Source organism: Stenotrophomonas maltophilia group sp. LNF247 (assembly GCF_054083135.1).
Genome location: NZ_JBSRQL010000016.1, coordinates 60,005 through 77,468, shown reverse-complemented (window position 1 = coordinate 77,468; position 17,464 = coordinate 60,005). Strand labels below are relative to the sequence as shown.

The window sequence follows — 17,464 nt, the reverse complement described above, 5'->3', positions numbered from 1 at the left end:
TTATGGATAAGCCGCGCTACACCGTAGAAATCGTCATTGCCGCACCTGGTACGCCGTTGGTGGACGAGAGAGGTGTACAGAAAGTTGTGGACGGGGTTCCGCAGACATCCGGGCCCGGACACATGTTCTACGTGCTCCATGGGCCGGACAAGACCACGCGGAGTTTCGGCTTCGCGCCGACGGAGCATGGAAGCATGAACGGGCCGGGCGAGGTCATGAAGACCGATGCGGTCGAGTACAGGAACCCGCATTACAGCCGCACGCTCGAGATCAGCGAGCAACAGTACAGAAAGCTTGAGGCCTTCGGTGCGCACCCGGATAAGTACGGCTTCGATCTTCAATACAAGGACGTGCGCAACAACTGCGTGGACTTCACCTGGGAAGCCTTGAACCACGCAGGCATCCAGCGGAAAAGCAGCATCGACGTGAACGCGTTGGGAGGTCCCGCTGGCCAGCTTCTTCCGGATGTTCGCATTCCTCTTGACATCAAGGGGGCGGGCAAGGACGCATTCCGACCGCTGCGCAACATCCACGGTGTGGATAGCATTGATCCGCCGTTTCCGGACAGCGAGCTCAACCAGAGGAAAACCAATCCCCTGCCGGAGCGCAGTCTCAAGCAACACATGCTGAGTGATGCCGAGGGCATGGGCGAACGAAGCGGTGATCTTCTGGCCCGGCACAGCAACGATCCGCTGCTTTCACAGATCCACCAGGGCGTGGCCCGGCTTGATGCAGAGCGGGGCCGCAGCTTCGATGCCACCAGCGAGAACATCAGCGCCAGCCTGTACGCCCTGGCCAAGGCAAACGGACTGACCCGGGTCGACCACGTGCTGTTGAGCGATCGTACTGCGCAGGCGGATGTGGCGCAGAACATCTTCATCGTGCAGGGCGAGCGCAACGACCCGGCACAGCTGCGCGCCAGCATGCCAACAGCGGTGGCTGCGCAGACACCGGCAGAAACTTCGTTCGAGCGTGCCGAGCAGCTGTCGCAGTCTGCACAGGTGCGTACGCAGGATGAGCTGCAGCAGCGCCAGGTGCAGGAGCAGTCCAGTCCGCGCATGGCCTAGCGCAGCAAGCGCCACGGCGAGCCGCCGTACTCGCGCTGGGCCGCCAGTAACGCTGGAGGCGGCTCAGCCCAGACGGTGTGCCGGGTTCTGCTGCTGCTCCTGCTCACGGGCCTGCTGTTCGGGCACTAGCCCCACGGCCGGCTGCTGCGGGGCCAACCCCAGCTTCTGCATCGACTGCTCCACCGGCGTCTGCGCCGCCACCGCGGTCGGCATCATCGCGCGCAGGTGCGCCGGATTGGCCGGGTCGCCCTGCACCACGAAGACGTTGTGCCCGGCCGGGTGCTGGGCCGTGGCGTTGCTGACCAGCACATGGTCGACCTGCTGCAGGCCCTGCTCGCGGGCCAGCACGGTCAGGCTGGCGGCCAGGCGTTCGCTGGTCTGGTCGAACGCACGGCCATGCTGGGCATCCAGAGCGGCCACGCCTTGGCGGACCTGCTGGTTGAGGCCGTAGTCGGGGTGGTTGGGGGTGAGTTCTGCCATGGCGATCGAACGGTAGCGGTGGGTCGGGGTGAACCCCTTCAGTATAAATCCGGCCGGTGAAGGGCGCCGGAAAGGTCAGTCCGCCGGCCGATGGTCGTAGCTGATCACCCGTTCGGCCAACCAGCGCCCGTCCACGCGGCGCCAGACCTGGATGAAGCGGGCCTGGCCGGTCCAGCGTTCCACGCCATCCTTGCCGCGTTCATGGAAGCGGTGGTTGCCGATTTCGAGCGCCCGCTCATCGTGCAGCGGGAAGACCTGCAGCGAAGATTCCACCAGCTCGCGGCGCAGCTGCCAGCCACCCTTGCGCGCGCTGCTGCACAGGGTGGCCACGCTGCGACGGAAGTCCTCGCGGCTGCTGGCCGACTTGCCGTCCTTGTCATGGAAGAACTCCATGTCGTCGGTCGTCATCGCGGCGGCCCTGTCGGCATTGCAGGCCTCGAAGGCGGCGGCGAACAGCTGGGTGTCGGCCTGGTGGATCTGCTCGCGCAGGGAGTCGGCGGGCGCTGGCGCGGCAACGAGGCCGGCGGCCAGCAAGGGCAGGGTGGGCAGCAGCATGGTGAGGCTCCAGGGAGGGTTCACGCAGGCTCGCATGGCGTTTGGGCCACTGCAGCCGGTGTCCGACGAAACGGCCCTTCCACGGAGTGAACGCCCGCATTGGCGGCCCGGCGCCAGCGTCGGGGCCCTGGCTGTGCAGGCGATGTCATGAGCGGCCGGGATTCCCTCACGGCCGCCACAGGGCACGGCCACTAGCCTGAACGCCTCCCTTTCCACAGGAGCGCCCATGCCTGCTTCCCGCATCCGCCTGCACGTTGAAGACACAGGGGGCCACGGCCGCCCGGTCATCCTGATCCACGGCTGGCCGCTGTCCGCCGATGCCTGGAGGACGCAGGTGACGATTCTGCGCGACGCCCAACACCGGGTGATCAGCTACGACCGGCGTGGCTTCGGCCGCTCCGACAAGCCGGCCGAAGGTTATGACTACGACACGCTGGCGGCGGACCTGGCGGGGTTGATCGAGGAACGTGACCTGCGCGACGTCACCCTGGTCGGCTTCTCGATGGGCGGCGGTGAGGTGGCGCGCTATGTGGCCAACCACGGGCAGGAGCGCCTGCACAGCGTGGTGTTTGCTGCCGCCGTGCCGCCGTACCTGCTGCGCAGTGATGACAACCCGGAAGGCCCGCTGGCCCAGGACAAGGCTGACGAAATGCGCAGTGGTCTGGAGAAGGATCGCGAAGCGTTCTTCGACGGCTTCACCCGCGATTTCTTCAGCGCCAACGGCAAGCTGGTGGTCACCGAGGAAGCGCGCCAGGCGGCGATCGCGCTGTGTCATCAGTCCGACCAGACGGCAGCGCTGGGCTGCATGAAAGCGTTTGCCACCACGGACTTCCGCGATGATCTGACGAAGATCACAGTGCCCACCCTGATCCTGCACGGTGACAGCGATGCCATCGTTCCGTTTGAAGGCTCTGGCCAGCGCACGCACCGGGCCATTGCGGGCAGCGAAGTGGTGATCCTTGAAGGCGCGCCGCACGGCTGCAATACCAGCCATGCCGACCACTTCAATCTTGCCCTGCTGAACTTCCTGAAGCGGTAAGCTGCGGCCATGCGCGAACCGAAGATGCCACCGTGGAAGAAGCCCAACCCCAAGGGCCAGACCTCGCAGCCGCTGTCGCCTGCACAGAAGGAGGCGGCGCGGCAGCGGGCGGAAGAGAACGGCCGGCGTTACCCCAATCTGGTGGACAACATGTGGGCCGCCAAGCTGCCGCGCGGATCGTGATCTGTAGAGTTGAGTAATGCTCGACTCCGCTCTGCATCCATTCACGCATGCGTGGAGCTACGGCAAAAGCAGCCGAGCGTGGGCTCGGCTCTACAGCTTGGCCAGCGGCTTCCAGCCGGGTTCCAGCCAAGGCGCGATCTTGTTCTGGCGGACGGTGACGGCCTCAACTGGTACCCCAGCCAGGCGTGCAAGCTCCGCACGCAGCAGCTCGGCATCCACCGACATGGCCGTAGCTACCTGCAGCCGATCTCCCTGATGCCTCACTTGTACCGGAAGCGTGGCGTGCGCGTCCTGCTGGCCGCCGGTGCGCCCGATCGGGTAGCGCATTGTTACCGGCCGTGACAGCTGCGCCAGTGCGGGCTGCCACGCCTGCAGCACGAGGGGCTGACCGGCAGCGGGAACATGTACTTCAGCAATCGTGGCTGGGTAGCCGGTGAGGCTCTCGACCATGACCTGGAAGCGCGCGCCATCTGGTACGGCCAGCACGGCGGCGATCAATACGCACAGCGAAACGAATACCGCCGCCAGGATCCAGCTGCGCGGCGCGGTAGCCGGTCGAGTCGCGTTGCGCAGCCCCGGTCTGCGCCGCAGCTTGCGCGCGTAAATGCGCCGGTCCTTCCTGCGCGGGCTGCTGCTGTGCTCAGGCAGGTTCAAGGGAACGCGCGGAAGGCGCGCCACGCGGGCCTGGATCAGGCGCGAGAGCAGCATCCACGCGATCACGAACGCCAGCAGCGGGAGCAGGGTTCGCACCCACAGATACAGCGTGACCATCCACAACACCTCTACAGACGACCATCCATGCTCGTCTACATCCTACCGGGACCACGCGGTGGTTGTCGTATACGCCAGCCGACAGGCACAGGATGCTTGGTTAGGATGGTCCTTTGTTGTCATGGATGAACCGATGGTCTCTGCCGCTGCCCGCTTCTGTCGCATCTGTGGTCCCGGCCCGATCCTGCTGGCGCTGCAGGTGGTGGCGTTGCTGGCGGTAGGCCTTGCAGCCGGCTTCTTCCACTACCGTGTGGGACTGCTGCTGGAGCCGGTGGATGACGCATGCGGTGGGCCCGACGCGGCCGCACGCATACAGGTGGCCGAACAGTTGCTGGCGCGATCCACTGCGCTTGCACCGTGGCAACCGTTGCAGTGGATTCCGATGGCGGGCGTGGTGCTTGCGCTGCTGGGCGCGATGTCGATCAGCGTCTATCGGCTGGGGCGGTTGTCCGGACGGCTGCGGCGGGCCAACCGGGTCTTGATGATGCTGCATGGCGCGTTGCTGGTGCTGGCGGTGCGGGCATTGCATCTGTACGACATGGCATGGACCAGTGTGGCCAAGCTGGCGCCGACAACCTGCCTGATGGAACTGGGGGAACAGGGCAGTTTGCCGCTGGCACAGGCGCAGGAGGTGGTGTTCGAGATCCTCACCCACGAGCATGCCCCTCTGCTGCGCAATCCCGATGATCTGGCCCTGGTGCTGGTCGCAGTGATGCTGATGGCGATGGCTGCAGGATTCATGTTGTGGCGGGCGATCGTGCGCGAGCGGGAGGTGCAGTCGCCCAGCCCATAGCAGCTGCATGCCCGACCAGGCGTTCTCAATCACGCTAAAGTCCGTACTTCGCCCCTGCAAGGAAGTGCTGATGCGTTGGTTGCTTCGCGCTGTACCGCTACTGCTCTGTTCGTTGGCGGTACACGCCGCTGAAGTAGATCGCCGGATTGCGGTGACCATCGACGACCTGCCCTGGGCGCGGGTGGATGAGATCGTTCCGCCTGACCTGCAGGCGCGGCATGAAGCGCTGATGGACCAGCTGCGCGAGGCAGGCGTGCCGGTGGTCGGCTTCGTCAACGAGAACAAGCTTGAGATCGACGGGCAGATGCAGCCGGCGCGGGTGCAGATGCTGCGCGACTGGCTGGACGCCGGCTACATGCTGGGCAACCACACCTACTCGCACATGGACCTGAACGCCAAGGGCGTGCCTGCGTTCCAGCGGGATTTCCTGCGTGGCGAGACGGTGCTGCGGCCGTTGCTGGCCGAGCGCGGGTTGAAGCCGCAGTGGATGCGTCACCCCTATCTGCGTGCGGGGCGCACGCCGGAAGACCGCGCGGAAATGGACGTGTTCTTCAAGCAGCTTGGCTACCGCGTGGCGCCGGTGACGGTGGACAACGGCGAGTGGGTGTGGGCGTTCGCCTATGCCAACGTGATGAACGAGCAGGCGGATTCGCCCGCGCGCGCGGCGACGCTGGCGCAGCTGCGCAAGGGCTACGTGCCGTACATGCTGAACAAGCTGGACTATTACGAGAAGCAGTCGCAGGCGCTACTTGGGTACGCGCTGCCGCAGGTGTGGCTGATGCACGCCAATGAGCTCAACGCGGCGACCTTTGCCGAACTGGTCGCGGCCACGAAGCGTCGCGGCTATCGCTTCATTTCACTGGACGAGGCGATGCGTGACCCGGCCTACGCGCGGGGTGCCGAGGGCTACAACGGCCGCTATGGCCCGAGCTGGCTGCACCGCTGGGCGATGGCGCAGAACAAGCCGAAGGACTTCTACGCCGGCGAACCCGAGGTGCCGGCGTGGGTGATGAAGCTGGCCAAGGTCGACTCGGAGTGACGCTCAGCGCTTGACGGCCAGCACGCCGTCCAGCGCCAGTTCGGCCTTGAAACCCGCCTTTTCCAGGCGCTTGGCCACTTCACGCGGCACGTCGCGGCCGCTGGTCAGCTTGTTCGGCGCGCCGGTGTAATGGAACAGGCGGCCGCCCTTGCGGATGACGCGGGCGAGGTGGTCATAGAACACCTGGGAGTACAGCTCACCGGCGATGCCGAAGCGCGGTGGGTCGTGCAGGATTGCGTCGACACTGTTGCTGGCCACCAGTTCGATCTGCTGCGAGACGTCACCGTGGCTGAACTGCAGGCGACCACCGGCGGCAGCCGAGTCTGGATCCGGCGACCACGGGTTGAGCGTGCGCAGCCACATCACATCGGCGTTCTTCTCGAATGAACGGATCTGGCCGACACCGGCCTCCAGCGCGCAGGCGGCGAAGTAGCCCAGGCCACCGCAGGTATCGAGGATGACCTTGCCGGCCGGGGCGACCAGCTCCACCTTGCGGCGTGCATCCTCGAACGGCGACAGCTTCGAGGTCGGCAGCATCTTGATGCCGTCGATCTCGAAGGTCGGTGCGCCCCATTCGGTCGGCACCAGCTTGATCAGCGAGCCGCTGTAGCGCGAGATCGGCGCGAAGTCCTCGCCATCCCAGTAGTACAGCGTGCGGTCCTTCAGCTTGCCCGGCCACGGGTAGGGCTGGCCCCGGAAGTGGAAGCCGTCGGCATCCAGCACCACGCTGTCCTGGCTGCGGCCGAGGTCGAGCGAGCCCTGCCATTCGGCAGCGCCCTTGTCATGGGCACGGCGCAGGGTGTCAGCGCTGTCGCGGGTCAGCAGGGGGCCGAAGTAATGGGGCACGGCGGGTACCGGGGCGTTTCGGGGGAGGGCATGGTACCGCAGGGCGCATGATGGGTTGAAAGAGTGATTTATGACCATGGTCGTTGAAAACAACGGTCTATGGGGCATGTGCAACTAATCTCAGTATGACGGGATGCCGCGACGCGGCCTTCAGTGAAAGGCTGAAGGCCGCCTAAGATCAGTTGCCTACTGAGCGAACTGAGTTCCGCGATTGGATGCGCATTGCCTTGGTATGCACACGTCCAGCGAGGTGCTCACGAATCGTGACTCCATTATGGTGCAGACGACGCCAATTCCCTCGCTGAGATAGAAGGGGGATGAATAATGACGTGTATCGCTAAAATAGCATCTGCCGTTGTCAATACCAATCTTAGCTGTTCGGGCTCCGGCAACGGAGCTCTCTGCATTCATCTGGCCTGTTGAATAATAGGACACGCCCACAGGAACACGTCCATTCGGCGCAGTTGCCGTAACCCAGTCAATACTCTTCGAACTCCATTTTGAGGTTGGATTCCCTGGGGTGTTTTCACGAGTGCATGCCCAGCCTGCTGCCGGCCCTTCAATCGTCCCCTCCCCTTGAGATGGTTCCATATCCATGGAAGCGCAGAAAGCTTGGTGGTAGAGCTTAGTCGCCTCCGACTGGTCGCTGTATCGATAGATCAGTCGTCCAAATCCATCAGGCTTCAGATGCTGATCAACTTGAATCTGCCCTCCATCGAAGTCTGGCCAAGTTGTACGGCGAACAATGATGATCTCTCCTTTGGCGCTGAGCTCCGTTCTGTCGACACTCAATGGTGTTTCTGCGAATGCAGGCGAGGCCGTGGCGATTGCCAGACACAGGATCAGTGTGCGATTACTCATCTGCGAGTCTCCGTTCTTCGGTTGCGGAGACACTAGGCTCAACAATGTTCAGTTTTCAGATTGTGACCCGCACCGTACTTGACCAGATTTCAAACTTCTCTTACTAGTTTGAATGTTGATCCATCGCTCAATCGCACTTCACCGCATACACCGGCCCAGCACCGATCAGCATCAACGCCATGTAGTCACTATCGCTGGCCTTGCCGTTCAACGTCGCGTCCTTGTTGAAGTGGAAGATGCCGAAGCCGCCCGCCATGCGGATCAACGCGCTGTCGATCTGCTCGGCGTCATCGCGGAAGTAGCGGCTGATCTCGCTGCGGGTGGCCTTGTGCAGGGCATTCGGCTCGCGTTGCCACTGGTCGCCGCGGCTGAAGGAGACAAAGTACTGGCCGCCTTCCCTGTCGATGCGGAAGTCGGCCGGTTTGCGCGCGCCGGTGGCGAAGCAGCCCTGCAACGGATCGGCGCTGAAAGGAAGCCCGGCATCGCCACTGCAGGCGGTGAGCAGCAGGACGGCACCGGGCAGCAGCAGGCGGAGCATGCGCATGGGATGTCCCTACAGGGCAGGTGCGGCTAGTGTAGGCGGCACTCGGGCGTCGCCCGTACAGAAATTCGGCAAGAACAAAGGGGTTTTCGGATGGCGCAGGGCAAGGCACCGTGGTGCGGCATGGCCAGTTGGCTGGGGATCGCTGTGGGTTGGGGGGCCGGCACATTGGCGGCGCAGGCGGCGGCAGCCGCAGGCGGCAATGGCATGGCTGCGGGATTGGGCGTGGGCGTGCTGGGCGCGGCGCTGGTGGGTGGCGGCCTGGCGGTGGCTTCGCGCGTGCGCGGTGAGCGTTGGCCGTGGATCGGCATCGGTGGTGCGGTGCTGAGTGCGCTGCCGCTGCTGATGTACCTGCTGCGGATGATGCTGAAGCTCTAGCGGTAGTGCCGGCCGCTGGCCGGCAACACCGGATTGTTTCCGGAGCCCATGAGGTTGCCGGCCAGCGGCCGGCACTACCCGCGTGGATCATGTGCTGCGGTGGATCTCCACCGTTACGTGTACCAGCTCTTCATGGATCGCCAGCGCGTTGCGCAGGGTATCGGCATCCAGCGTGGCGTCGCTGGTGACCACGCTGGCGCTGACCGCGTACTTGCCGCGACCCACCTGCCAGACGTGCAGGTCGGCCAGGCGCGCCGGCCACGGGCCCTGTTCGATCACTTCGCGTACTTCGGCCACCACCGGAGCGTCCATCTGCGCGTCGAGCAGGATGCGGCCGCTGTCGCGCAGCAGGCCCACCGCCCACACCGTGACCAGCACGGCGCCGACCAGGCCCATCACCGGGTCCAGCCAGGTCAGGCCCAGCAGCTTGCCGCCGAGCAGGGCGATGATGGCCAGCACCGAGGTGGCGGCGTCGGCCAGCACGTGCACATAGGCCGAGCGCAGGTTGAGGTCGTGACCGTGCGCATGGCCGTGATCGTGGTGTTCGTGGTCATGCCCGTGATGATGGCCATGGTCATGCCCGTGGTGGTGATGCGCGTGGCCCGGGCTGTCGTGCAGCCACCATGCACAGAGCAGGTTCACGCCCAGGCCTACCGCAGCGATGGCGATGGCTTCGTTGTAGTGGATCGGCGCCGGTACCCACAGCCGCTCCAGCGACTGCACGGCCATCAACGCGGCCACGCCGAGCAGGGCGATGGCGCTGGTATAGCCGGCCAGGATCTCGATCTTCCAGGTGCCGAAGGCGAAGCGCGGGTCGTGCGCGTAGCGGCGTGCGCAGCGGTACGCAAACACCGAGAGCCCGAGCGCCAGCGCATGCGAACTCATGTGCCAGCCGTCGGCGAGCACGGCCATGGAGTTGAACCACCAGCCGCCGACGATCTCCACGACCATCATGCTGACGGTGAGCCACAGGGCGCGGCGGGTATTGCGTTCGGCCAGCGGGTTGCCGTCGTCGAAGCGGTGTTCGTGGCGACGGGCGGCGGCGAGGGCGTCCAAGTGCATGGGGGCGGGAGCTGGAGTGGATACCCCCATAGGGTATATGATCCCGCCATGGCGCACGTACACAAAAATCGTAAGCAGCTGCTGACCCGGGTGCGCCGCATCGCGGGCCAGGTTGCGGCGTTGGAGCAGGCGCTGGACCAGCCCGAGGGTAAAGCCGGCGACTGCGCGGACGTGCTGGTGCAGGTTGCCGCCGTGCGCGGTGCCGCCCACAGCCTGCTGATGGAGCTGCTGCACGAGCACCTGCAGGAACACGTGGTGGGCGCCGAAGACCCGCAGCAGCGGGCGGCCGAGGCCGAGGTGCTGGTCGAGCTGCTGCGCCGCTACGGCAAATAGGCCGAGGGGCGGTAGAGTCGACTGTCAGTCGACTGCTCTTCGTACAACCAACGAAAGACCCCGCGCTTCGCGCGATAGTCGACTAACAGTCGACTCTACCCCCGTGGCGGTGCCGCGCGTTCCAGATGTGCGTGGCGGCCAGCAGCAGGCTGCCGGTGACCGTCATCGGTGTTTCCCAGTCGTGCGAGGGCAGCGCAAGCGCGCCGGCCAGCAGCAGGCCGAGCCCGGCGCCGGCGGTGGCCCAGGCCAGCACGGGGAGGCGACGGCGACGCTCGGCCCGCCACAGCGCGTAGCCGGTCAGCGGCAGGGCGATGGCCACGAACAGCAAGTGCACCCATTCCGCCTCGGCCCACGCGCCGAACAGCGGTAACGCGGCGGCCAGCAGCGGCAGCGCCAGGCAGTGCAGCAGGCACAGGCTGGACAGGGCGACAGCGCCGGCATCGAGCAGGGCGGCAGACGGCGACTTCATCGGGGGAGGCTCCTTGCGCGACAGATGTTATACAGTAACATTTCCGTTCCGCAGCCAACCCCGCTCCGACATGAACACTGTTTCCCGCGCCGACCGTCGCCTTCCGGTCACCGTGCTGTCCGGCTTCCTCGGGGCCGGCAAGACCACCCTGCTCAACCAGATCCTGCGCAACCGCGCGGGCCTGCGTGTGGCGGTCATCGTCAACGACATGAGCGAGGTCAACATCGATGCGCAGCTGGTACGCGAGGGCGGCGCCGAACTGCGCCGCACCGAAGAGACGCTGGTGGAGTTCAGCAATGGCTGCATCTGCTGCACGCTGCGCGATGACCTGCTGCAGGAAGTGCGGCGCCTGGCCGACGCCGGCCGCTACGACTACCTGCTGATCGAGTCGACCGGCATCGGTGAGCCGATGCCGGTGGCGGCCACGTTCGCGGTACGTGACGAGCAGGGCTTCAGCCTGAGCGACATCGCGCGCCTGGACACGATGGTGACGGTGGTGGATGGCAGCGCGTTCCTCGCCGACTTCGGCTCGACGTTGCGCCTGGCCGAGCGTGGCCAGCAGGCCGGGCCGGATGATGATCGCGGCGTGGTCGACCTGCTGTGTGAGCAGGTCGAGTTCGCCGATGTGATCGTGGTCAGCAAGGTCGACCAGGTGGATGACGAAGTGCTGCAGGACACGCTGGCCGTGCTGCGCGGCCTGAACCGCGACGCGAAGCTGCTGCTGTCCCGCTTCGGTGACGTGCCACTGGCCGAGCTGCTGGACACCGGCCGCTTCGACTACGAGCGTGCGCAACGTGCGCCGGGCTGGGTGAAGGAACTGCGTGGCGAGCATACGCCGGAGACCGAAGAGTACGGCATCGGCAGCTTCGTCTACCGCTCGCGGCGACCGTTCCATCCCGCCCGCTTCGCCCGCGCGCTGCAGTCGGGCATGCCTGGCGTGATCCGCAGCAAGGGCTGGTTCTGGCTGGCCAACCGCATGGACTGGGTGGGCGAACTGAACACCGTGGGCGCAGCGACGCGCACGCAGGCGGCGGGGTTCTGGTACGCCGCGCGTGATCGCGTGCGCGCTGGGCTGGAGGACACCGCGCCATTGCTGCCGCCCACGCCGCTGCCGTACAGCGACCTCGGCTGGGCGCGGCAGCAGGCCGATTGCTGGAGCGCACCGTTGCCGGGGCCGGAGGACTTCCCGGATGCGGCCGCGCATTCGGCGATGCAGCGCCTGTGGCATCCGTTGTGGGGGGATCGCCGCCAGGAGCTGGTGGTGATCGGCGTGCACATGGATGAGCGCGCGGTGCGAGCGGAGCTGGACGCGTGCCTGCTCAACGATCAGGAACTGCGTGCGGGGCCGTTGCTGTGGCAGCAGTTGCCGCAGGCGTTCCCGGTGTGGAAGCGGTGAGCGAACGGCTCCAGTAGATTCACGCCATGCGTGGATGGCGGTTCAACCGGTCTTTGCCCGCCTTGTAGAGCCGAGCCCACGCTCGGCTGCAATTGCAGTGGTTCCACGCCATGCGTGATGCGTCAGCCGAGCGTGGGCTCGGCTCTACAGAATCGAACCCACGCATGGCGTGGATCTACAAGGCATCGCGCCATTGCCAAGCGTCGGAGGTGACTAGCAGTACCTGCGTCGGTCGCAATGCCTGCAGCAGGTACCGGTCGTGGCTGACCATCACCAGTGCGCCCGGCCACGCCGCAAGCAATTCTTCCAACGCCTGCAATGCGCTCAGATCCAGCGCATTGCCCGGCTCGTCCAGCAGCAACAGCTGCGGTGCGGGATCGGCATACAGCACGCTGGCCAGCGCGCCTTTCACCCGTTCGCCATCGCTGAGGCTGTGGGCCGCCCGCTGGATGCGCTGTGCATCCAGCCCGAGCAGGGCCAGCCGCGTGCGCAGTTCGCCGGGGGCCGCGCGCGGGTTGGCGGCCTGCACGGTGTCGAGGATGCTGCGCTCGCCGGACAGCCCCAGCAGCTGCTGGTCGAGCAGGGCCAGTGGCGCATGCCGTTGCACGATGCCGCTGCGCGCAGGCAACTGGCCGGCCAGCACGCGCAGCAGGGTGGATTTTCCAGCACCGTTGTCGCCGATCACGGCGATGCGTTGCCCGCGGCGGATCTCCAGCTGCAACGGCGCACTGCAGCCATGCGGCAGCACCAGGGATTCGGCCTGCAGCAGACGCGTGCTGCCACGTTCGCCTGCGACGGCAAACAGCGCCAGCTCCGGCGCCACATGCACCGCCGATGCCGCTGCGCACAGCTGCTCTGCGCTGGCCTGCAGGCGTTCGGCCTGTACCAGCTGCGCGCGGCCGTGGCTGGCCTCGGCGCGCTGCTTCTGCCGGCCGAGAAGGATGGGGGCCTGGTTGGCCTGCTTCGCATCGCGATTGCCACGCGCCTGGCGTTGTTGTTGCCGTTCGTGCTGTTCGCGCGCGCTGCGTTGCTGCTGCCGGTGCTGGGCGCGCGCATGGTCGAGCTGGGCGGCGGCAGCTTCGCGCTCGGCGGCGCGCGCATCGGCGTAGTGCTGCCACGGTCCGCCGTAACGATGCAGCCCGCGCCCATCGACCTCGACGATCTGCTGCATGTGCCCAAGCAGCTCGCGATCATGACTGACCGCCAGCAGGCCACCGCGCCACTGCTGCAACTGCTCGTACAGCTGTTGGCGATGGCGTGCATCCAGGTGGTTGCTGGGTTCGTCCAGGATCAGCCAATCGGCACCGCTGGCCCAGGCACCGGACAGCGCCACCTGCATCGCCTGGCCACCGCTGAGACGCGCGGCAGGCTGGGCGGGGTCGAGGTCATCGGGCAGCCCGAGCATCTGCCATTGCTGCTGCAGGCATTCGCGCAGATCCCAGCGGTCGCCGATGCAGGCGAAGTCGGCCTCATCCACGCTGCCGGCCTCGATGCGTTGCAACGCGGCCAGTTCCGCGCCGACGCCGGCCAGCTCACCAACCGTGCCGGCGGGTGGATAACCGGGCGTCGGCAACAGGAACACCCGGCCACTGCCGCGTACCTGGCCGCTGTCGGGCAGCAGCCGGCCAGCCAGCAGGCGTGCCAGCACACTCTTGCCGGCGCCATTGGCACCGACCAGGCCGGTAGCAACCGGTTCGAAGGAAAACGTCAGATCGGAAAACAGCAGGCGGCCGTCGGCCAATCGATACGACACGCGATCGAGCGTGAGGGAATGCGGGGTCATGCGACCTCCATGGATGCCGGGTTCTCCCCTGCGCGCAGGGGGCGGGAAGAGTCAGGCCGTCTGGTGGGAAGACGGCGGCATCAATGGCGCATTGGTCGCGAGCCTCTGGGAGGAATGAGCGGTCAGTATAGCGGCAGTGGCTGAATGGTCAGGTGTGCGGCCGCCGGGCATGGCCCGGCGCTACCGATGGTCGGGCGGTTCTGTAGAGCCGAGCCGATGCTCGGCTTCCTTTCGCCGCGAGACGCATCCACGCATGGCGTGGATCTACGGCACGGTACCCAGGCGGTCGCCGACGAAGTCGATGAACACCCGCAGCTTCGGCAGTACGTGTCGGCCCGACGGCCACAGCAGATGGAAGGTGCCGCAGGAATGCACGTGTTCGTCCAGCACCGTGACCAGGCGGCCGTCGGCCAGGGCATCGCGCACCGAGTGCACCGGCACGAAGGCCAGGCCGATATCGCGCAGTGCGAGCGCCACCCGCGCTTCGATGGTGTTGGCCACCATGTGCACCGGAAGCTCCTGCGGCGTTTCATCGTCGGGCCAGTGGATCGGCCACGGTTCCAGCTTGCCGGTGGTGGGGAAGCGATAGTGCAGCAGCGTGTGCTGCATCAAGCCTGCCGGCGTGCGCGGAACGCCGCAGCGCTGCAGGTAGCCCGGCGAGGCAACGACGCGGCGCGGGAACACACCCAGGCGCCGTGCGTTCATGCGCGAGTCGCTGGGTTCGCCGACGCGCAGCACCGCATCGAAGCCCTCCTCGATGACATCAACCAGGCGGTCACTGAAGTCCAGGTCCAGGCGGATATCCGGGTACGCCGCCATGAACTCGGCCATCAACGGCAGGGTGAGGTCGCCAACCAGGGGCAGGCTGATGCGCAGGGTGCCACGGGGCGAGGCGTGCGGTTGTGCCAGCTCGGTGCGCGCGGCATCGCGTTCGTCCAGGATGCGCCGGCAGCGCGCCAGGAACAGCTGGCCCTCGGCGGTGAGGGTGATGCTGCGCGTGCTGCGATGGAACAGCCGTACGCCCAGCGCGTGCTCCAGCCGTGCCACGCACTTGCCCGCTGCCGAGGCGGAAATACCCTGCAGGCGTCCGGTCTCGACGAAGCTGCGGGTGTCGGCCGCGTGCACGAAGGTCTGCAGGTTGGCGAGGTTGTCCAGGACTGACATGGGCGTGCGGGCAATGAAAGCGGCAGGGTAGGCCGGCGCGGCTGTAGCGGGCGGCTCCGCCATCGCAACACTGTGGTGCGGGGTGGCGTGGAGACCGTTGCGGCCTTGCGGTGAGACCGTTGCGGCCTTGCGGTTCCGGCCATCATGCCGACTGCGGACTACACGGTCCATGATGCCCGGAGCGGCAACCGGCTTTTTGCGCGGACGCCCGCTGCCTAACGTGGCGGCCTCTCCCCCACGGATCACCGCGATGAATGCCGCTCCTTCCTTCGAACCTGCGCCGACACTGCCTTCGGTGCAGCGGCTGCTGCAGCAGGTCCACCCGCAGCGCCTGGTCGGCGCGGTGGTGCTGGTGCGCGAGCACGGCGTACTGCGCCATGCCAGCGCGACCGGGCTGGCCGATCGTGAATCGGTCACGCCGATGCAGCGCGACCAGCTGTTCCGGCTGGCGTCGGTGAGCAAGCCGCTGCTGAGCACGGTGATCCTGCGCCTGGTGGCCGAGGGTGTGCTCGACCTGGACACATCGGTACAGCGCTGGCTGCCGGATTTCCGCCCGGCGTTGGCCGATGGCACTGCGCCGCCGATCAGCCTGCGCCAGCTGCTCAGCCACAGCAGCGGGCTGGGCTACCGCTTCCTCGAAGCCGATGTGGACGGCCCCTATGCGCGCGCCGGGATCAGCGATGGCCTGGACGCGAACCCGCTCTCGCTGGCCGAGAACGTACGCCGCATCGCGCAGGCACCGCTGCTGTTCGCGCCGGGCAGCCAGTGGCTGTACTCGCTGGGCGTGGACGTTGCCGGTGCCGTGGCTGAAGCAGCGACCGGTGAATCCCTGCAGGCACTGTTCGAGCGCTTGCTGGCCGCACCCCTGGGCCTGCGTGACACCGCCTTCGCTGCGCGCAACGCGGCACGGCTGGCCACGCCCTATGTGAGCGACACACCGCAGCCGCACCGCCTGCGCGAAGGCGAGGTGGTCGCTCCGTTCGAGGGTACTGTCGGTATCGAGTACAGCCTCGCGCGCGCCACCGATGCCAGCCGTTTCCCTTCGGCCGGGGCAGGCCTGGTCGGTAGCGCCGATGAAGTGATGGCGGTGCTGGAGGCCTTGCGTGATGTGCAGCGTTCAGGCCTGTTGCCGCCGGCACTGGCAGCGGAGATGGCCAGCCCGCAGGTGGGCGAACAGGGGCCGCCGGAACCGGCCGGCTGGGGCTTCGGCCTTGGCTTTGCGGTGCTGCGCGATGCGGCCGCCAGCGGTACGCCGCAGAGCGCAGGCACATGGCGTTGGGGCGGCGCCTACGGGCACAGCTGGTTTGTCGATCCTGCGCGCGGGCTCAGCGTGGTGGCGCTGACCAACACCTTGTACGAAGGCATGGATGGCGCCTTCGTCGATGAGCTGCGTGATGCGGTCTACGCCGATCTGGAGGCCGCCCGGTGAGCGGCCATGCCATCGATGCGGCTGGCCCGGCCGGTGAAGCCACGCGCCTGCCGTGGGCGGGGCTGCTGGCGCTGGCCGGCGGCGGTTTCATCACCCTGCTGACCGAGACCCTGCCGGCGGGCGTCCTGCGGCCGATGGGCGAAGGCCTGGGCGTGAGCGATGCGGCGGTGGGCCAGCTCGTCAGCGTGTACGCACTGGGCTCGGTGATGGCCGCATTGCCGATGACTGCGTTGACCCAGCGCCTGCCGCGACGCGCCTTGTTGCTGGCCGCCATTGCCGGCTTCGTGGTGGTCAATACGCTGACCGCAGTGAGCAGCAGCTATCCACTGATCCTGGCCGCACGTTTCCTGGCCGGGGTGAGTGGTGGCCTGTTGTGGTCGCTGGTGGCCGGCTATGCGGCGCGCATGGTGGTGCCCTCGCTGCAGGGCCGGGCAATTGCGGTGGCGATGGTCGGATCGCCGTTGGCGCTGTCGCTGGGCGTACCGGCGGGCACGTTGCTGGGGCAGCAGCTCGGCTGGCGCTGGGCATTCGCCCTGATGAGCGTGCTGGCCGTGGTGCTGCTTGCCTACGCACGCTGGGCTCTGCCCGCGCTGCCGGCGGCGGCAGCCGGCCGGCGCACCTCGCTGGCGACGGTGTGGCGCATGCCCGGCGTGCGCAGCGCGCTGGCGGTAATGGTGCTGTACGTGCTGGCGCACAACGTGCTCTACACCTACATCGAACCGCTGGCGGTGGAGGCGGGGGCCGGCCCGTGGCTGGACCGCCTGCTGCTGGCCTTCGGGCTGGCGGCCATTGCCGGTATCGGTATCGCTGGCTGGGGTGTGGATCGCCACCTGCGCACGCTGGTGTGGGCGGCCGTGATCGGCTTCATCGTGCCGGTGCTCGCGCTGCTGCTGTGGCCGGGCGACGCGATCGCGCTGCTGCTGGCGACGATCCTGTGGGGCGTTGCCTTTGGCGCGGTACCTACGTTGTTCCAGACCGCATTGGCGCGGCGTGCCGGTGCCGCCGCAGATCTGGCGCAGTCGATGCTGGTGACCGGCTGGAACCTGGCCATTGCTGCCGGTGGCGTTGCAGGGGGTGTGCTGCTGCAGGCGGGCGGCCCGAACCAGTTGGGATGGCTGCCGTTGCTGCTGCTGTCGGTGAGCGTGGCGTGGTTGCTGGCACGGCCGAAGGCCTGGGCGTAGGCGGCGAGTCAGTGATGGCGCGGTGCCGGCCAGCGGCCGGCACTACCGTGGTCCCCGCCATCCACGCATGGCGTGGATCTACCGAGCGCAGCGC

20 protein-coding genes are annotated in these 17,464 nt (G+C 66.9%); 10 read left to right on the top strand and 10 right to left on the bottom strand.

Annotation, left to right across the window (positions count from 1 at the left end):
* Nucleotides 1-2: 2 nt before the first annotated feature.
* Nucleotides 3-1,067, top strand: coding sequence for an XVIPCD domain-containing protein (locus ACTXG9_RS15440; RefSeq protein ID WP_457654796.1), 1,065 nt, complete (start codon nt 3-5; stop codon nt 1,065-1,067).
* A 63-nt stretch (nt 1,068-1,130) separates the two neighbouring features.
* On the opposite strand, the gene ACTXG9_RS15435 is transcribed toward ACTXG9_RS15440, so the two are convergent.
* Both ACTXG9_RS15435 and ACTXG9_RS15430 read right to left on the bottom strand, forming a co-directional pair.
* A complete protein-coding gene (locus tag ACTXG9_RS15435; RefSeq protein WP_021204453.1) occupies nt 1,131-1,547 on the bottom strand; it encodes an XVIPCD domain-containing protein in 417 nt (138 codons plus the stop codon).
* Nucleotides 1,548-1,622: 75 nt separating this feature from the next.
* On the bottom strand, nt 1,623-2,102 hold the full coding sequence (locus tag ACTXG9_RS15430; protein ID WP_134731156.1) for a nuclear transport factor 2 family protein: 480 nt from the start codon (nt 2,100-2,102) through the stop codon (nt 1,623-1,625).
* Nucleotides 2,103-2,328: 226 nt separating this feature from the next.
* Here ACTXG9_RS15430 and ACTXG9_RS15425 point away from each other — a divergent pair, with 226 nt between their 5' ends.
* Nucleotides 2,329-3,141: an alpha/beta fold hydrolase gene (locus ACTXG9_RS15425; protein ID WP_457654795.1), complete on the top strand. Its 813-nt coding sequence runs from the start codon at nt 2,329-2,331 to the stop codon at nt 3,139-3,141.
* A gap of 9 nt (nt 3,142-3,150) precedes the next feature.
* Nucleotides 3,151-3,324 (top strand): hypothetical protein, encoded by a 174-nt coding sequence (locus ACTXG9_RS15420; RefSeq protein WP_021204450.1) that lies wholly within the window; start codon nt 3,151-3,153, stop codon nt 3,322-3,324.
* A 90-nt stretch (nt 3,325-3,414) separates the two neighbouring features.
* On the opposite strand, the gene ACTXG9_RS15415 is transcribed toward ACTXG9_RS15420, so the two are convergent.
* Entirely contained in the window at nt 3,415-4,095 is a 681-nt protein-coding gene (locus ACTXG9_RS15415; protein WP_207049644.1) for a hypothetical protein, read from the bottom strand.
* Nucleotides 4,096-4,228: 133 nt separating this feature from the next.
* Between ACTXG9_RS15415 and ACTXG9_RS15410 the strand changes: the two genes are divergently transcribed.
* Both ACTXG9_RS15410 and ACTXG9_RS15405 read left to right on the top strand, forming a co-directional pair.
* Entirely contained in the window at nt 4,229-4,888 is a 660-nt protein-coding gene (locus tag ACTXG9_RS15410) for a hypothetical protein (RefSeq protein WP_181451832.1), read from the top strand.
* Nucleotides 4,889-4,958: 70 nt separating this feature from the next.
* Complete coding sequence (locus ACTXG9_RS15405) at nt 4,959-5,927, top strand: polysaccharide deacetylase family protein (protein ID WP_134731148.1); 969 nt, start codon at nt 4,959-4,961, stop codon at nt 5,925-5,927.
* Between the two features lie 3 nt (nt 5,928-5,930).
* Here ACTXG9_RS15405 and ACTXG9_RS15400 read toward each other — a convergent pair whose 3' ends face one another.
* From ACTXG9_RS15400 to ACTXG9_RS15390, 3 genes are all read right to left on the bottom strand, one after another.
* Nucleotides 5,931-6,773 carry a class I SAM-dependent methyltransferase gene (locus tag ACTXG9_RS15400; RefSeq protein ID WP_111098374.1) on the bottom strand — a complete coding sequence of 281 codons (843 nt, stop codon included), beginning with the start codon at nt 6,771-6,773 and terminating at the stop codon, nt 5,931-5,933.
* A gap of 186 nt (nt 6,774-6,959) precedes the next feature.
* Entirely contained in the window at nt 6,960-7,634 is a 675-nt protein-coding gene (locus ACTXG9_RS15395) for a hypothetical protein (protein ID WP_134731146.1), read from the bottom strand.
* A 127-nt stretch (nt 7,635-7,761) separates the two neighbouring features.
* Nucleotides 7,762-8,178, bottom strand: coding sequence for a hypothetical protein (locus ACTXG9_RS15390; protein ID WP_021204446.1), 417 nt, complete (start codon nt 8,176-8,178; stop codon nt 7,762-7,764).
* A gap of 90 nt (nt 8,179-8,268) precedes the next feature.
* On the opposite strand from ACTXG9_RS15390, the gene ACTXG9_RS15385 reads away from it, so the two are divergent.
* Entirely contained in the window at nt 8,269-8,553 is a 285-nt protein-coding gene (locus tag ACTXG9_RS15385; RefSeq protein ID WP_021204445.1) for a hypothetical protein, read from the top strand.
* A gap of 87 nt (nt 8,554-8,640) precedes the next feature.
* Here ACTXG9_RS15385 and dmeF read toward each other — a convergent pair whose 3' ends face one another.
* Complete coding sequence (gene dmeF / locus ACTXG9_RS15380; RefSeq protein WP_171953350.1) at nt 8,641-9,615, bottom strand: CDF family Co(II)/Ni(II) efflux transporter DmeF; 975 nt, start codon at nt 9,613-9,615, stop codon at nt 8,641-8,643.
* A 48-nt stretch (nt 9,616-9,663) separates the two neighbouring features.
* Between dmeF and ACTXG9_RS15375 the strand changes: the two genes are divergently transcribed.
* On the top strand, nt 9,664-9,948 hold the full coding sequence (locus ACTXG9_RS15375) for a metal/formaldehyde-sensitive transcriptional repressor (RefSeq protein WP_111098371.1): 285 nt from the start codon (nt 9,664-9,666) through the stop codon (nt 9,946-9,948).
* Nucleotides 9,949-10,030: 82 nt separating this feature from the next.
* Here the strand turns inward: ACTXG9_RS15375 and ACTXG9_RS15370 are convergent, their stop codons facing one another.
* Nucleotides 10,031-10,417: a MerC domain-containing protein gene (locus ACTXG9_RS15370; RefSeq protein WP_164144195.1), complete on the bottom strand. Its 387-nt coding sequence runs from the start codon at nt 10,415-10,417 to the stop codon at nt 10,031-10,033.
* Between the two features lie 70 nt (nt 10,418-10,487).
* Here ACTXG9_RS15370 and ACTXG9_RS15365 point away from each other — a divergent pair, with 70 nt between their 5' ends.
* On the top strand, nt 10,488-11,813 hold the full coding sequence (locus tag ACTXG9_RS15365) for a GTP-binding protein (protein WP_111098370.1): 1,326 nt from the start codon (nt 10,488-10,490) through the stop codon (nt 11,811-11,813).
* Nucleotides 11,814-11,988: 175 nt separating this feature from the next.
* Here ACTXG9_RS15365 and ACTXG9_RS15360 read toward each other — a convergent pair whose 3' ends face one another.
* The gene (locus ACTXG9_RS15360; RefSeq protein ID WP_457654794.1) at nt 11,989-13,596 is read right to left on the bottom strand and encodes an ATP-binding cassette domain-containing protein; all 1,608 of its coding nucleotides are present in this window, start codon (nt 13,594-13,596) and stop codon (nt 11,989-11,991) included.
* Between the two features lie 264 nt (nt 13,597-13,860).
* Complete coding sequence (locus ACTXG9_RS15355; protein WP_058980865.1) at nt 13,861-14,760, bottom strand: LysR family transcriptional regulator; 900 nt, start codon at nt 14,758-14,760, stop codon at nt 13,861-13,863.
* 250 nt (nt 14,761-15,010) lie between these two features.
* On the opposite strand from ACTXG9_RS15355, the gene ACTXG9_RS15350 reads away from it, so the two are divergent.
* Together ACTXG9_RS15350 and ACTXG9_RS15345 are read left to right on the top strand one after the other, a co-directional pair.
* Nucleotides 15,011-16,189: a serine hydrolase domain-containing protein gene (locus tag ACTXG9_RS15350; protein WP_457654793.1), complete on the top strand. Its 1,179-nt coding sequence runs from the start codon at nt 15,011-15,013 to the stop codon at nt 16,187-16,189.
* Entirely contained in the window at nt 16,186-17,370 is a 1,185-nt protein-coding gene (locus tag ACTXG9_RS15345) for an MFS transporter (RefSeq protein ID WP_457654792.1), read from the top strand. Before ACTXG9_RS15350 ends, ACTXG9_RS15345 begins: the two co-directional genes overlap by 4 nt.
* Nucleotides 17,371-17,464: the final 94 nt, after the last annotated feature.